Raw genomic sequence first — 12,895 nt, forward strand, 5'->3', positions numbered from 1 at the left:
GATCCGCCCGGCCTCGCTCCGGAAGTGGTGTCGCAGGTTCGGATCCTGGACGGGCGAGCATCGCTCCAGCCGTCCTGGAAGTCGCTGCGGCGGCCGGCCGTTTCGCTGCACGACGGGCCCTGCGCGCGTGCCTACGGTGACGGGTCGGCGCAGACGGCGGCGACCACACGCAGTCAGGCCAGGAGTAGCGATGCGTCAAACCAATCTCACCGGGGAGTCGGCCGAGTACGTCAGCGCCCGCGAGGAGCTGCAGCAGGCGGAGATCGAGCTGATGCGCCATCGTGAACGCGTCGCCGAGCAGCGTCGCCGGCTGCCGCAGGGACCTGTCGTCGACGACTACGCCTTCGAGGAGGGCCCCGCCGACCTGCAGGCCGGTGACGCCCCGACGCAGACCGTACGGCTGAGTGAGCTGTTCACCGGGCCCGGGCGTGACCTGGTCGTCTACCACTTCATGTACGGCAAGAAGCAGACCGGACCGTGCCCCATGTGCACGATGTGGCTCGACGGGCTCAACGGAGTGGCCCGCCACATCGCGCAGAACGTCGACCTCGCGGTCGTCGCCGCGGCCGGCCTGCCCGCGCTCCGCGCGCACGCCCGGAACCGGCACTGGACGAATCTCCGTCTGCTCAGCGCCGGGTCCGGGACCTTCAAGTACGACCTGGGCAGCGAGGACGCCGAGGGCGAACAGGACTCGACTGTGTCGGTGTTCACCCGCGACGACGACGGGTCCGTACGCCACTCCTACTCGGTGCACCCCCGGATGTCCGAGGACATCGACCAGCGGGGCATCGACCTGTACAGCCCGGTCTGGCACGTACTCGACCTCACCCGCCGAGGCCGGGGCGACTGGTCCGCCGCGCTCGGCTACTAGGGCACGTCCGACAGCCCCCCTCGGGTCCCGCTACTCGTCGATCGCCGCGCCGAACTGCGCATTCGCCGCCGTCACTCCGAGACGGGCCGCGTCGTAGGTCCATGTGCCCTGGGCGGTCAGCCCCGACGAGGACGCGGGGAGGACCCAGACGTAGCCGTCGTCGGTGTTCTCACCCGGTGCCGCGGCCAGCAGGCCGCACCGGCCGTCCTTGTCGGCGTCGACGAGCCGCACCTGGCCGCCCCAGCGGTCCGACGCCTCCGCCACCCCGGGGATGCCGGAGTGGTTCTGGTCGAAGCTGCGTGCTCCGGTCGCCGTCAGTCCGCCCGGTGCGCCGCGCAGCGCCCAGACAGCACCCGCGTCCGAGGTGGAGCCGATGTCCTCCCCGGGGGCGCCGACGGCGAGGTCGGGGCGGCCGTCGCCGTCGGTGTCGCCGGCGGACATCTCGGCGCCCCACCGGTCGCCGGCCTCTGCCTGTCCGGGGACGCCCGGGGAGTCCTGCGTCCACTTCTGCGCGGGGACCGGGTCGAGGCCGGAGAGGTCGCCCTTGCCCAGGTGGACGGAGACGGATCCGCCGAGGGACGAGCCGGAGCCCGTGTCGCCGACGGCCAGGTCGTCCTGGCCGTCGTGGTTGAAGTCGCCTGCGGTGACCGCGGGACCTCCCTGGAACGTGCCGCCGTCCCCCAACTCCCCGGCACCGGGCGCACCGTGCAGCACCCGGGTGGTGCCGATGCCCGGCTGGTCGCCGGTGGTCACCCCGGACACCGCGAGGTCCGCCCAGGGGTCCTCGTTGAAATTGCCGTGGCTGAGGCTCCGGGGGGCGAAGCCGGTCGCCGCCGGGGCGGCGTCCGGAGCCCGGGCTCCCTCGTCCGCGGGCTTCAGCTGCCGGGCCGCCCCGGGCGGGGCGGTGAAGAACAGCAGCGTGTCGTTCTCCAGGACGGCGATGCTGTCGCGCGGATCGGCGTCCGGGTCCGCAGGGTCCGGGGCGAAGTACCGGGCCGCTTCGACCGCCCGCCCGAACTTCGCGCCGGCCCGCGGCCGTTCGGGGTTCTCCAGCCAGGTGCTGTCGGACCCGTGCAGTCCGGTCGGCGAGCCCCAGAACACGACGGCGCCGCCCGCGTCGGACAGCCCCGCCAGATCCTCGCCGGGGATGCCGACGATCGCGTCGTCGTAGCCGTCGTCGTCCAGGTCGCCGGAGGCCACGGCGCGCCCGTAGCCGTCACCGGCCTCGGCACCGCCGGGGACGCCCGGCGTGTTCTGGCTGAGGACGCTCTTCCTGGTCGTGCTGAGACCGCTCGACGAGCTGTACTGCACGGTGACGTAGCCGGCGCCCGCGGCGCCGCTCACCGTGGCTCCGGGTGCGCCCGTCAGCACGTCGTCGAAACCGTTGCCGTCGTAGTCGCAGTTGCGCTGCTGCCAGCCGATGGACGGGAAGGGCACGGCGGCCTGTGCGGCGGGAGCCGCGGTCAGTGCACCGCCACCGAAGGTGAGGAGGGCGGCGGCTGCGAGGGCCGCACTTCTGAAGTGACGCACGGGAGAACCTCCTTGGTCCTCGACGTTGCCTGCGGCGTCCTGCCCGGCCGCGGTGGAGAGCTGGAGCGCGGGCGAGACACCGCGCCCGCCGCAGCGGGGCGTGGAATCGAGTGCGGCTTCGCCCGTTGTGGAGCACTGTGAGCGCAATGCCCGTATCCCAGTCACCTGGAAGACCTCCGAAGCCCGGCCAGGGTTGTACGTGACGGTCTGCCCGCGAACAGCGACGACTGGGCCGCGGCCCCTGTGCGTCTGCGCGGCGCTTCCGGGCCGTCGGCCGGCGCGCGCAACCGCCCGACCGGCAGGGCGGGCAGCGGAGATCGCCGCGAGGCAGCTTCAGCCCGGTACCGAGTCCGCCGAGAAGGTCACGCTTCCGCAGACGCGTGTGGATACTGAGGTGCCACCGGGGCATCGGGATGCGGCCGGAGCCCCGGGCCGGAAGGGGGGGGAGCCGGTTCCGTGGCCGGACGACGACGAACCGGCGGTCATCCCGGTCGCGCGCCCGCGGAGAACGATGAAAGGCACGGCTGTGACAGTGCAGGAACCACAGCAGCAACTCGACGGCACCAGCCGCCGAAACCCTGCCGCGGCAGTGCGGGTGAGGGGGCTGCGGAAGCAGTTCGGCGAACAGGTCGCCGTCGGCGGCATCGACCTCGACGTTCCGGCGGGGCAGTTCGTCGGCCTGGTCGGTCCGAACGGCGCCGGCAAGACCACCACCCTCTCCATGATCACCGGCTTGCTCCGTCCGGACTCCGGCACCGTCGAGGTGGCCGGGCGCGACGTGTGGCGCGATCCGGTCGACGTCAAGTCCCGCATCGGAGTGCTGCCGGAGGGACTGCGGCTGTTCGAGAGGCTGTCCGGGCGCGAACTCCTCACCCACCTCGGCGCGCTGCGCGGCTTCCCCCGCGAGGAGGCCGACCGGCGCACGACGCAATTGCTCGACACGCTCGACCTCGTCGGCTCGCAGCACAAGCTGGTCGTCGACTACTCCACAGGCATGCGCAAGAAGATCGGTCTCGCCGCCGCGCTGCTGCACAACCCCGAAGTGCTCTTCCTGGACGAGCCGTTCGAAGGCGTCGACCCGGTTTCCGCGGAGACGATCCGCACCGTGCTCGAGCGCTACACCAGCTCCGGTGCGACAGTCGTCTTCTCCAGCCACGTGATGGAGCTCGTGGAGTCGCTGTGCGACTGGGTCGCCGTCATGGCCGTCGGCAGCATCCGCGCGCACGGCCCGCTCGCGGATGTCATAGGCCCGGCGGACTCCCTGCACGAGGCTTTCCTGCAACTCGTCGGGGCGCACGAGCGGGCGGCTGCCCGGGACGGCCTCGACTGGCTGGGCGGCCGTGCCGGGCGGCCGGACGGTGCCGAGTGAGCGCGGCGCCCTCCGTCACCTGGACGTTCACACGGATCAAGCTGTCGCTCCTGCGGAACGGTCTCCGCCAGTCCTCGGGCCGGACTGCCGCCTTCGTCACGTCCATCGTGCTCGTGCTGCTGTTCGGCGCAGGCCAGCTCCTGGGGCTGATCCTGCTGCGGGGCAGCGAGCACGCCGCCGCGGTCGTCGTTCCGCTGGCGGCTCTGCTGGCGCTCGGCTGGGCGGTGGTGCCGCTGTTCTTCCCCGGCAGTGACGAGACACTCGATCCGACCCGGCTGGTCATGCTTCCGCTGCGGGCCCGCCGGCTGATGCCGGCGCTGCTGACCGCCTCCCTCGTCGGAATAGGCCCGCTGTTCACCGTCGTGCTCGCCTTCGGCGCCGTCCTGGCCGTCGCGCACGGCGCCGCGGGGACGGTGACCGCGGTGATCGCCATGCCGCTGCTCGTCCTCGTGTGCGTGGCACTGGCGCGGGCGGCTGCCACTGCCAACGTCCGCCTGCTCACCAGCCGCCGGGGACGGGACCTGGCGCTGCTCAGCGGTCTGGTCATCGCAGTCGGGATTCAGCTTCTCAATCTGGGTGCTCAGCGGCTGGGCGAACAAGGGGGGCTCTCGGCGCTCGAACCGACGGCTGACGTGCTGGCCTGGCTTCCGCCCGCCTCGGCCGTCGCGGCTGTGCAGTCGGCGAGCGAGGGCGCGTACGGGCCTGCCGTCGCTCAAGTCGCCCTGTCCGGTGCCGCGCTGGCTGCGCTGCTGTGGTGGTGGTACAGGAGCCTGGAACGGCTGATGACCTCACCGGACGCCTCGACCGTCCAGTCCACGACGGCGCGGGAGAAGACGCGCGGACGCACCGACGGCAAGGGCCTCGCCGGGCTCCTGCCCCAGAACCGCACGGGTGCGGTGATGCTCCGTACCCTGCGCTACGCCTGGCGGGACCCGAAGACGAGAGTGGGCTGGGCCTCCTCGCTCGGCGTGGGGCTCATGCTGCCGGTGGTGTTCGCGGCTCAGGGCAACGGGAGCGCGTACAACGCCTGCTGGGTGGCCGGGCTGCTCGGGATCCAGATGTACAACCAGTTCGGGCAGGACTACTCGGGCTTCTGGCTGGTGGCCTCGACGATCTCCTCCGCGCGTGACGCGTACGTCGAGATGCGCGGCCGGATGCTCGCCATCGCGCTCGTCGCGGTGCCGTACGTCACGGTGGTCGTGGTGGGCTACTCCGGGGTCCTGGGGAAGTGGCGGATGATTCCCGAAGTGCTGGGCCTGGCCCTGGGGTTGCTCGGAGTTCTGCTGGCCACGGGCGTCTACACCTCGTACCGCTTCCCGTACTCCGTCCCGCAGGACAGCGGCCACAAGAACGTCGTCCCCGGACAGGGCTCCCTCGCCTACCTCAGCATCTTCGGCGGCATGGCCGTCGGCGCCCTGCTGTGCGGACCGCTCGTCGCGCTGACGGTCTGGCTGCACCTCTCCGGAGGCCATGCGTGGCTGTGGGCCGTGCTGCCCGCCGGGCTCCTCTACGGGCTCACCGCGCCCGCCCTCGCCCTCCGGGGCGCGGCGCCGCGGGTGGTGGCCCGGCTCCCGGAGATCCTCACGGCGGTCAGCCGGGGCTGACGGGCCGCACCGAGGGGGCGTACGCCACGCCCGGCATCGCGCGTGCGAAGACGGACGTGCTGCCGGTCAGAGGACGCGGCAGGTCAGACGTGGTGCGGGACTCCCGCTGCCGGTGGCTTCGAAGCCGAACGTGACCTCGCCCGCCGGGGAGATCTCGCCGTTCGTGCTGACGTTGCGTGCGGTGACGGAGTTGCCCGACTGCTGGATCTCGGCGTTCCAGGTTTTCGTGAACCGCTTGTCGTCGTGCCAGGTCCAGGTGACCTCCCAGCCGTGGACGGGACGTCCGGTGGTGTTGGTGACCCGCACCGTGGCGGTGAAGTCCTCCCACTGGCTGCCCACGTGCCAGGAGGCGTCACAGCCGGGGTCGCCACCTCCTCCGCCGGGCCCGCCGGGGGCCGGGGCTGCGGGGGCGGAGGGGGGCCCGGTCTCGTCCGGCCCGGCCCTGTCGTCCTCCGCGCTGTCGGTGGGCTCGTCGTCGCCCGCGCCGTCCCCCGCCTTCGGGGAGGGGGAGGAGCCGGAGTCGGCAGTGGCCTTCTCCTTCTTCTCGGACGGTGCGCCGGTCCCGGGGACCTCGGTCTCCGGGGAAGCGGGCGGTCCGGCGCCGGCGCGGGGAGTCCGGGCACCACTCTGTTCGAACGGCCAGCCGCCCGTCTGGTGGAGGACCACCGTCAGGACGAGGAGCAGCACGCCGGTGAACGCCGCACCCGTCAACAGCAGCCGCCGCGCGGGTATTCGGCGCGGGCCGACGCCTCCGGCCGGCCCGTGCAGCAGGGATGCCCAGCGGGGACGGGCCTCGCCGGGGCCGCTTCCCGCGGCCCCTTCCTGGGCGTCCGGCTCGTCCAGGGCGCCGGGCGCGTCCAGGGCGTGGGGCGCGGGGGTGTTGAGGACGGCGGGCGCCTCGACCATGTGCACCGGAAGGTCGGCGTACGGACGGACGAGCGACGGGGAGCCGGGACCGTCCCCGGAGGCTTCCGCCGCGTCCGGCGCGTCCGCCGTGTCCGGCTCCTCGGCCTGCCGGGAGACGCCGCGGGATTCGGAGTCTTCGGTGCTCAAGGGAACTCCCTCCGGCGACATTCGGAAACCGGTGCGGACCGAGGTGGCGAAGGGGCCCACCGGGGAGGGCAGGCTACCGCCGTGCCCCCGGGAGTCGGCTAGTGCTGTGGCCGGGAGGGTTTGCCGGGACCCGGGCGTCGCAAACCGGTGAACTTTCCCGGTCGGAGCGCTAGGTTGCTCCAGGCACCGAAGTCGACCCGCAGCGGAGGAGATCATGACGTCGGCCCGCAGGATCGCGCTCCTCGCACTGCCCCTTGCCGCACTGGGCGGCGGGCTGCTGGCCGGCGAGGGTGCCGCGTCGCCCACCGGGAACGAGGAGCGGGCAGCAGTCGCCCCGGTGAAGTTCGTCACGGCGAACGTGCCGTTCGGCCTGTCGGCGAAGAAGGCCCGCGCGCAGGTGAAGCACGTGATGTCCGCCCGGCCGGACGTCATGGTGCTCCAGGAGGTTCGCCACCGCGACGTGCAGGCGCTCGTCGACGGGCTGAGCCCCAAGGGGACTTGGAAGGTCTTCCAGCCCGACCGCGCGAAGGGCGCCTCGGCCGTCGCCTGGAACAGGAAGAGATTCGAGCCCGTCGGCCAGGGGTCGCGCGTCGCGTTCCGCAGCAAGGCGTACGACCGCCACCTGCTGTGGGCGGCCCTGAAGGACGTGAGAACCGAGCGCGTGTACACGGCGGTCGGGCTGCACTACCCGCCGAACGCGAGCAAGGACCCGGCCATGCGGGATCTCTACGTCACCATGAACGGCAACTACCGCAAGCTGGTCGGGGAGTTGCGCGGCAAGGGAAGGCACCCCGTCGTCGGCGGCGACTGGAACCACCCTCTGGACGTGCGCCGCGAGCCGTGGAGCCCGGTCCCGGTGAACCGCAGACTGGGCATGACGACCAACTGGCTTCAGGGCACGCCGTGTTCGAGCGGTACCAGCGCCCGTGGCGGACGGATCGACGGTTTCGCCTTCGACAAGTCCTGGACGGTGCTGCGGGACCAGGGCTGTATGAAGCGACTCCACTCCGACCACCGGCCCGTTCACATGAGCGTGGTCTCCAAGGAGAAGTAGAGCGAGGACGGGCGGCCCGGGCGGCCGCGGTCGTCGTGCCCGCCCCGCCGTGGTGGACGACGGTGGCCACCCGCCTGAAGAGCGCAGGCGGTGCTCATTCTGCGCTGGTTCATCAATGGCACTCACCTGTCCCAACTCGCCTGCGACAACGGCCTGTCGATGTACCATTACGTGGTTGATCGGCCGCCTGAAGAACCACCCAAAATCAAGATCACCGAAGGCCGGGGAGAAGAGTCATGCACTTGGCCGGGCGCATTGTCGAACTGGTCAACCTGGGCGATTACTTATCCGACCTGAGCCGCGTATACGATGACCTGGTCGGCGCCCTCAAATACATCGGCGTAATAACAGGGGCGATCTTCAATTCCGTCGCCTTCACTGTCGCAGGCGCCTTCAAGCTACTCGTCGGGGAAAGCGAGCTGACCGAAGAGGCTGCGGCCGGAACCAGGGATACCGCAGCGATTCTGATGGGTGTCATCACGGCATCCACCACTGCTTCGACAGCTTTGTACTCCACAATGAGGCAACACCTCCCGGACAATGCATCCCAGTCGCGGGAGAAAATGCGCAAGCTTCATATCGGACGCGTCTTCTGCTGCGTCACCGTTATGGCCGCAACACTGCTCGGCCTCCTCATGCTCTCCTTCCAGGAGCCCGCGGAAGGCAACTCGCAGAACTCTCTCGGTAACTACATCCTCGCCTTCTGCACCGTCACGCTGTGCGTGATGCTGCTTTACTTCCTGTATTCTTGCCTTGTGGACGCCAGGATTTATCTGGCACAGCGGGAATTCGCAGAGGATGATGCCCCTCGATCATCCGAAGAGGAAGAGGCATCCCCTCAGGTTCCCGATGGACAAACAGTGAGCCCTTCCCGGTAATCCCGGTAATCGATCACGACGTTGTGCGATCGTTCAGAGCCTCCCCCACCGGCCTTACTGGGTCGCCGTGACGATGCACCGGCGCAATTCCCCGACGGCCTCCGGACTCCCCTCCACCGTCACGCCGTTCGACTCGCCCGCAGCGTCGCGGTTCCACACCCAGCGCAGCAGCGCCGAAGGCGGACCGCCGATGGTCACGTCAGCCGGGCCGTCGACGTCGCGCCCGCGCTCGACGGCGAAGAGACCCGGGCCTGTCCGCACCCGCCATGCCGCTCCGTTCGTCCTCAGGACGTACGTACGGCCCGGGGAGCCGGACAGGATGCCGGTGAAGTACTGCCCCCACTCGGCGACCGCGTAAGCCACGAAGACATGGAGCAGTTCGTCGACGCCGTCGACGGCGAGGTCGTCCGGCACCGGCGTGACCGGCTCGCCTGCGGCGAGTTCGGCGTCGATGCGGTGGACGGCCGTCTCCTGCGCCATCCGCCGGATCCAGAAGCCGACGGTCCGGTCCGGGGTGTACCAACTGCCCGCAAAATCACCGGGGTTGCGAGCGGCGAATTCGCCGACGAGCCCCGCGTAGGCACGGTCGAGCAGCACGAACGGCTCCTCGGACGCGAGTTCGCGCGGCGGCCACGGGTCGGGTTCGGCGCCCTCTCGCATGGCGAGGGTCTTGTGCAGATACACCTCGCCCACGTGGCGGGTCAGATCGGTGACGGTCCAGCCGGGACAGCTCGGCACCGCCGCCGTCAGGTCACTGGACGCGACGGCCCTCAGCCGGTCGAAGTCGGACGCGAGGCATTCGAGGAATCTGGAGTTCTCCATGCCGGGAGTTCAGCACACGCTTCCCGGAAAGCGGCGCCCCTTTTCCCATGGGCCGGCCCGGCAGGGGTGGCGTCCCGGCCCGCACCGGCCGCAGAGCGGCAACGGCCGTTGCGGGCCGGGAAGGGCCGCTGCGCGCGGAGAAGGCGGCGGGGGTGTCACCGGCCGCCGCGTGCGCTGCCCGCGCCCGCGGTGACGGGCTTCATCGGGTCGTGCCCCAGCGTCATCAGGCGGTGACGCCAGTTCGGCTGGCCCGTGGTGGGTTCCATGTCGGCACCCCGCTCGGCGGTGACGATGCCCACGACCTTGCGCATGACGCGGACGTCGTCGTCGGTGAGGTCCCTGCGGCGCTTGCCGAGGATCCTCAGCACGTGGCGTCCGTTCTCGGTTCCCGCCTGGTCCGGCAGCTCCTCGGTCTCCTGGCCCGCCGAGCGGGTCCGGAGCCATTCCTCGAGTTCCCGGGACGTCATGTTGACCACGGCATGGAACTCTTCCCAGAGCTCGTCCCGCTCGTGTTCGGAGATCTCCGTCATGGCCGTCTCCTTCCGGCGTGGGCTGCGGCCGCCCCCTTCGGCGGCGCCTCCGACGACGGGTAGCCCGCGCACGGGGACGGAAACAGCGTGGAAGCCGGGCGGGACCGGCCGGCCCCGGTCCGCGTCTCCGTCCCCCGTCCCCCGTCCCCCGTCCCCCGGATCGCCACGTCAACCGGGTCACCCGTCCGAGGCCGCGCCTCTCGCACCCGCCTGCACCGTTGCCGTGCCCCGTACCCCGCCTCACCTCACCTCTCGTCTCCTCACCTGTCGCCGCTTCTCCCCTCCGAATTCCCCTCCGAAGCCGGACTGCCCGCCGCGGCGCGGGGCCCCGTCGCGGCCGACGGCTCTCCAGCGGAGGGGAACGTGCCGAGTCCTGCGACGCTGTAGTCGCCCGAACTCGCCCCCGGGCAGGTCCTGATGAGCGGGTTCTGACGCCCGTAGCGCGGTGTGCGGCGGGGCGGGAACAGCCGCAGGACGTGCGCCCGGACACGCAGAGCGCCGCGCACGAGGGTGCGGAGCGCTGCGGGAGGCCGTCCGTAGCGGAAGGCGCGGAGCAGGGAGTCGTCCATCAGCGCCTTCGCGGCGCGGCGCGTGACGGGGGCGAGCGGCCGCGGGTACCAGGACACCATGAGGGCCAGAGTGGCGTCGGAGACGGCGCGGCTGCCCTCGTCCCAGCCGAAGTGCTCCTCCTCGTAGTCGTCGAGGCAGCGCACGAACTCCTCATACGTTCCGGGGATGTTCCTGATGCCCATGTGCCGCCCGAGCAGCCGGTAGTAGGCCACCGTCGCGCGTCTCTCGTGTTCGCTGAGGGGGCGCCAGCCGTAGCGGTCGAGCCATCGCGCGGGCATCACGACGAAGGTGCTGAGCACGTAGCGCATGTCGTCGTCGGAGATGTCGTAGCTGCGGTGCATCTGGTTGATGCGGCGGATCGCCGTTCTGCCCCGCTCGGCCTCGAAGCCGTGCTCCAGTACGGAGTCCAGGAGCAGCGCGGTGTCGTCGTAACGCTTCTGCGGACGTTCCGTCAGCTCTCCCGTACGGGCGAGGAGACGGCCGATCGTCGGGACGGCGTAGGTGCGGTAGAGCGCCAGTTCCAGTGAACGGGTGTAGTCCCAGGGGAATTCGAGGGTCACCGACTGCCGGTAGATCTCCGCGCAGTCGCGTTCGGCATCCAACTGCCGCATGGAGCCGAGCCGTTCGTAGCGGCGGCGGTGGTGAAGGAGCATGCGTCTTCTCCTTTCGTGTACGTCACAGCAGGACGATGGCGGTGGCGAGCACGAACGTGTACCACCACTCGACGACCCGCTGGGTGCGGTGGTCCTCGGCCGGGCCGCGCAGCAGCACGACGCGGCCGGCCAGCAGCAGGCTCGCACCGCCCAGCACGGCGTCGATCACGACGGTCCACCAGTGGAAGCCGGCGGGGGCGACCATGACGAAGTGGGTGACGGGCAGGAGCGCCACGCAGCACACGCCGAGCACGAGGCGGCAGCGGGTGTCCCCGAGGGCGATCGGCATGGTCCTCCTGGCCAGCAGCCTGTCCCCCTCCACGTCCCGCAGGTCCTGTATCCCGATGATCAGGAACGTCAGGGCGGCCATGGTGACGATCCACTGCCACACGGCAGTGGTGATCGGCGTCACCATCTGCCAGGCGGCGGCGAGTTGGGAGACGACACCGAGCGCGATGAGGAGGTTCTTGCCGAACCAGTGACGGTGCCCTCCCCACGCGTAGTGCAGCATGTACAGCAACTGCCACAGCAACGCCCACAGCAGTACGCCCAGGAGCCAGCCGAGCGCCGGGAAGACGACGCTCACCGCCATCAGGCGCGCCTTCGCTCCGCGGTAACTGCTGTCGCCCGTGACGAGCGGACGGAAGGGCTTGTTGAGCCGGTCCTCCTCGACTCCGGTGATCTGGTTGATGAGGCTCGATCCGTAGATGAACAGCCAGAAGTAGAGCAGCCCGCCGGCGAAGGCGGCGGCCGCCTCGGCAGCGCCGAGGCCGGCGTGCCGGACGGCCGCGACGACGAAGCAGGAGGCGGGCACGACGGTCGACCACAAGTCGTTGCTGACGAAACGCCAGCTGATGAAGACCTCGCGCCACATGCGGCGGGGCAGCTGAACGGCGACGGTCATGGTCATCGGATCTGCTCCCGGCTGCTGAAGTGGTCGGCGAGGGCGGCGAGTCGGCTCCGGTGAGGGCTGTGCGGAAGTGCCTCCAGTGCCTTCCGGCAGCGTTCGAGCCGGCGGTTCGCGGTGTCCTGGGCGGCCTTCAGCGCACCGGTGGTCTCCAGCAGCCGGTGCAGACGTTCCTGGCGCAGCTCCTCCTCGCCCTCCCCCGTCAGCAGCTCCGTGAGCAGCGCCCGCTGGGCGTCGTCGCCGTGGCGGTGGGCGAGGAGCAGGGGCAGGGCGGGCCGTCTGTTGCGCAGGTCGCTGGTGGGCGGTTTGCCTGCTGTCCCCGGCGGGGCGGTGTACGGAAGCAGGTCGTCCTTGATCTGGAAGGCGACGCCCAGCGATTCGCCGAAGTCGGCCAGGGCGGCGACGTGTTCGGGGCTTCCGTCGGCGAGTACGCCCCCGCTCCGGCATGCCGCGCGCAGCAGGGCCGCGGTCTTCAGCCGTACCAGTTCGAGGTAGGTGCCGGTGTCCGGGTGGAGGACGCCGCTGAGGTCGAGCTCCATGGTCGCGCCGCGGGTGATGTCCAGCCCGGCCTCGGCGACGACGGCGGTGACGTCGGTGATCAGGCGGTCGGGGACGCCGCGCAGCCGGCACTCGCCGAGGGTCTGGAAGACGGCGAAGAACAGTGCGTCGGCGGCGACCACGGTCCGGTCGACGCCGTAGCGGCTGTGGTTGGCGGCACGTCCGCGGCGCAGTTCGTCGCCGTCGATGATGTCGTCGTGCATGAGGCTGCCGACGTGCATGAGCTCGAATCCCGCTGCGAGCGGGGCGACTTGGTCGGCACTGCCGCCGAGAGCCAGCGCCGACTCCAGCAGCAGTACGGGGCGCAGCAGCTTGCCCGGCGGCGCCAGGGCCCACCGGTGCTGCTCGGCCAGGGAATCCTCGTTGCGTGAGTCCAGCCAGCTCTCCAGGCTGTGGCGGGCGGTCTGCCGGGACTCCACGACACGTAAGGGGCGCTTCTCGGACGGGATTCGGGAGGGTGCGAAAGGTTCGGGGTTGCCCTGTGCGTCGAGCATGG

Annotated in this window: 12 protein-coding genes and 1 pseudogene; 6 read left to right on the forward strand and 7 right to left on the reverse strand. The window is 70.9% G+C overall.

Features of this window, described 5'->3' with window-relative positions:
• Positions 1–190: 190 nt before the first annotated feature.
• The gene (locus ACFPA8_RS09610; protein WP_386445337.1) at positions 191–871 is read left to right on the forward strand and encodes a DUF899 family protein; all 681 of its coding nucleotides are present in this window, start codon (positions 191–193) and stop codon (positions 869–871) included.
• A 30-nt stretch (positions 872–901) separates the two neighbouring features.
• On the opposite strand, the gene ACFPA8_RS09615 is transcribed toward ACFPA8_RS09610, so the two are convergent.
• Entirely contained in the window at positions 902–2,401 is a 1,500-nt protein-coding gene (locus tag ACFPA8_RS09615) for an FG-GAP repeat protein (protein WP_386445340.1), read from the reverse strand.
• 526 nt (positions 2,402–2,927) lie between these two features.
• Between ACFPA8_RS09615 and ACFPA8_RS09620 the strand changes: the two genes are divergently transcribed.
• Positions 2,928–3,770 carry an ABC transporter ATP-binding protein gene (locus ACFPA8_RS09620; RefSeq protein WP_386445343.1) on the forward strand — a complete coding sequence of 281 codons (843 nt, stop codon included), beginning with the start codon at positions 2,928–2,930 and terminating at the stop codon, positions 3,768–3,770.
• Positions 3,767–5,374, forward strand: a complete 1,608-nt coding sequence (locus tag ACFPA8_RS09625) for a transporter (RefSeq protein WP_386445346.1) — start codon at positions 3,767–3,769, stop codon at positions 5,372–5,374. The genes ACFPA8_RS09620 and ACFPA8_RS09625 overlap by 4 nt, the downstream gene beginning before the upstream one ends.
• Positions 5,375–5,440: 66 nt before the next feature.
• Here ACFPA8_RS09625 and ACFPA8_RS09630 read toward each other — a convergent pair whose 3' ends face one another.
• Entirely contained in the window at positions 5,441–6,427 is a 987-nt protein-coding gene (locus tag ACFPA8_RS09630; protein ID WP_386445349.1) for a cellulose binding domain-containing protein, read from the reverse strand.
• 214 nt (positions 6,428–6,641) lie between these two features.
• On the opposite strand from ACFPA8_RS09630, the gene ACFPA8_RS09635 reads away from it, so the two are divergent.
• The 3 genes and pseudogenes from ACFPA8_RS09635 to ACFPA8_RS09645 all read left to right on the forward strand — a co-directional run bounded on the left by ACFPA8_RS09635 (position 6,642) and on the right by ACFPA8_RS09645 (position 8,359).
• Complete coding sequence (locus ACFPA8_RS09635) at positions 6,642–7,481, forward strand: endonuclease/exonuclease/phosphatase family protein (protein WP_386445352.1); 840 nt, start codon at positions 6,642–6,644, stop codon at positions 7,479–7,481.
• Positions 7,482–7,565: 84 nt separating this feature from the next.
• Positions 7,566–7,655 (forward strand): annotated as a pseudogene (locus ACFPA8_RS09640) (IS5/IS1182 family transposase); the annotation flags it as partial.
• A 62-nt stretch (positions 7,656–7,717) separates the two neighbouring features.
• Entirely contained in the window at positions 7,718–8,359 is a 642-nt protein-coding gene (locus ACFPA8_RS09645; protein ID WP_386445355.1) for a hypothetical protein, read from the forward strand.
• A gap of 54 nt (positions 8,360–8,413) precedes the next feature.
• Here ACFPA8_RS09645 and ACFPA8_RS09650 read toward each other — a convergent pair whose 3' ends face one another.
• The 5 genes from ACFPA8_RS09650 to ACFPA8_RS09670 all read right to left on the reverse strand — a co-directional run bounded on the left by ACFPA8_RS09650 (position 8,414) and on the right by ACFPA8_RS09670 (position 12,893).
• Complete coding sequence (locus tag ACFPA8_RS09650) at positions 8,414–9,181, reverse strand: maleylpyruvate isomerase family mycothiol-dependent enzyme (RefSeq protein WP_386445358.1); 768 nt, start codon at positions 9,179–9,181, stop codon at positions 8,414–8,416.
• A gap of 155 nt (positions 9,182–9,336) precedes the next feature.
• Positions 9,337–9,711: a DUF3140 domain-containing protein gene (locus ACFPA8_RS09655; RefSeq protein WP_386445361.1), complete on the reverse strand. Its 375-nt coding sequence runs from the start codon at positions 9,709–9,711 to the stop codon at positions 9,337–9,339.
• 260 nt (positions 9,712–9,971) lie between these two features.
• Positions 9,972–10,934, reverse strand: a complete 963-nt coding sequence (locus ACFPA8_RS09660) for an oxygenase MpaB family protein (RefSeq protein WP_386445364.1) — start codon at positions 10,932–10,934, stop codon at positions 9,972–9,974.
• A 22-nt stretch (positions 10,935–10,956) separates the two neighbouring features.
• Complete coding sequence (locus ACFPA8_RS09665) at positions 10,957–11,844, reverse strand: UbiA family prenyltransferase (protein ID WP_386445367.1); 888 nt, start codon at positions 11,842–11,844, stop codon at positions 10,957–10,959.
• Positions 11,841–12,893, reverse strand: coding sequence for a polyprenyl synthetase family protein (locus ACFPA8_RS09670; protein ID WP_386445370.1), 1,053 nt, complete (start codon positions 12,891–12,893; stop codon positions 11,841–11,843). Before ACFPA8_RS09670 ends, ACFPA8_RS09665 begins: the two co-directional genes overlap by 4 nt.
• Between the last annotated feature and the right edge of the window lie 2 nt (positions 12,894–12,895).

Origin of the sequence: Streptomyces ovatisporus, assembly GCF_042653885.1 — a bacterium.
Classification (GTDB): domain Bacteria; phylum Actinomycetota; class Actinomycetes; order Streptomycetales; family Streptomycetaceae; genus Streptomyces; species Streptomyces ovatisporus.

What these genes read in the sequence shown, in the direction of transcription:
- ACFPA8_RS09660 (WP_386445364.1), bottom strand. Translation starts at nt 10,934, where the DNA reads ATGCTCCTTCACCACCGCCGCCGCTACGAACGGCTCGGCTCCATGCGG.
- ACFPA8_RS09665 (WP_386445367.1), bottom strand. Translation starts at nt 11,844, where the DNA reads ATGACCATGACCGTCGCCGTTCAGCTGCCCCGCCGCATGTGGCGCGAG.
- ACFPA8_RS09635 (WP_386445352.1), top strand. Translation starts at nt 6,642, where the DNA reads ATGACGTCGGCCCGCAGGATCGCGCTCCTCGCACTGCCCCTTGCCGCA.
- ACFPA8_RS09610 (WP_386445337.1), top strand. Translation starts at nt 191, where the DNA reads ATGCGTCAAACCAATCTCACCGGGGAGTCGGCCGAGTACGTCAGCGCC.
- ACFPA8_RS09655 (WP_386445361.1), bottom strand. Translation starts at nt 9,711, where the DNA reads ATGACGGAGATCTCCGAACACGAGCGGGACGAGCTCTGGGAAGAGTTC.
- ACFPA8_RS09650 (WP_386445358.1), bottom strand. Translation starts at nt 9,181, where the DNA reads ATGGAGAACTCCAGATTCCTCGAATGCCTCGCGTCCGACTTCGACCGG.
- ACFPA8_RS09670 (WP_386445370.1), bottom strand. Translation starts at nt 12,893, where the DNA reads ATGCTCGACGCACAGGGCAACCCCGAACCTTTCGCACCCTCCCGAATC.
- ACFPA8_RS09645 (WP_386445355.1), top strand. Translation starts at nt 7,718, where the DNA reads ATGCACTTGGCCGGGCGCATTGTCGAACTGGTCAACCTGGGCGATTAC.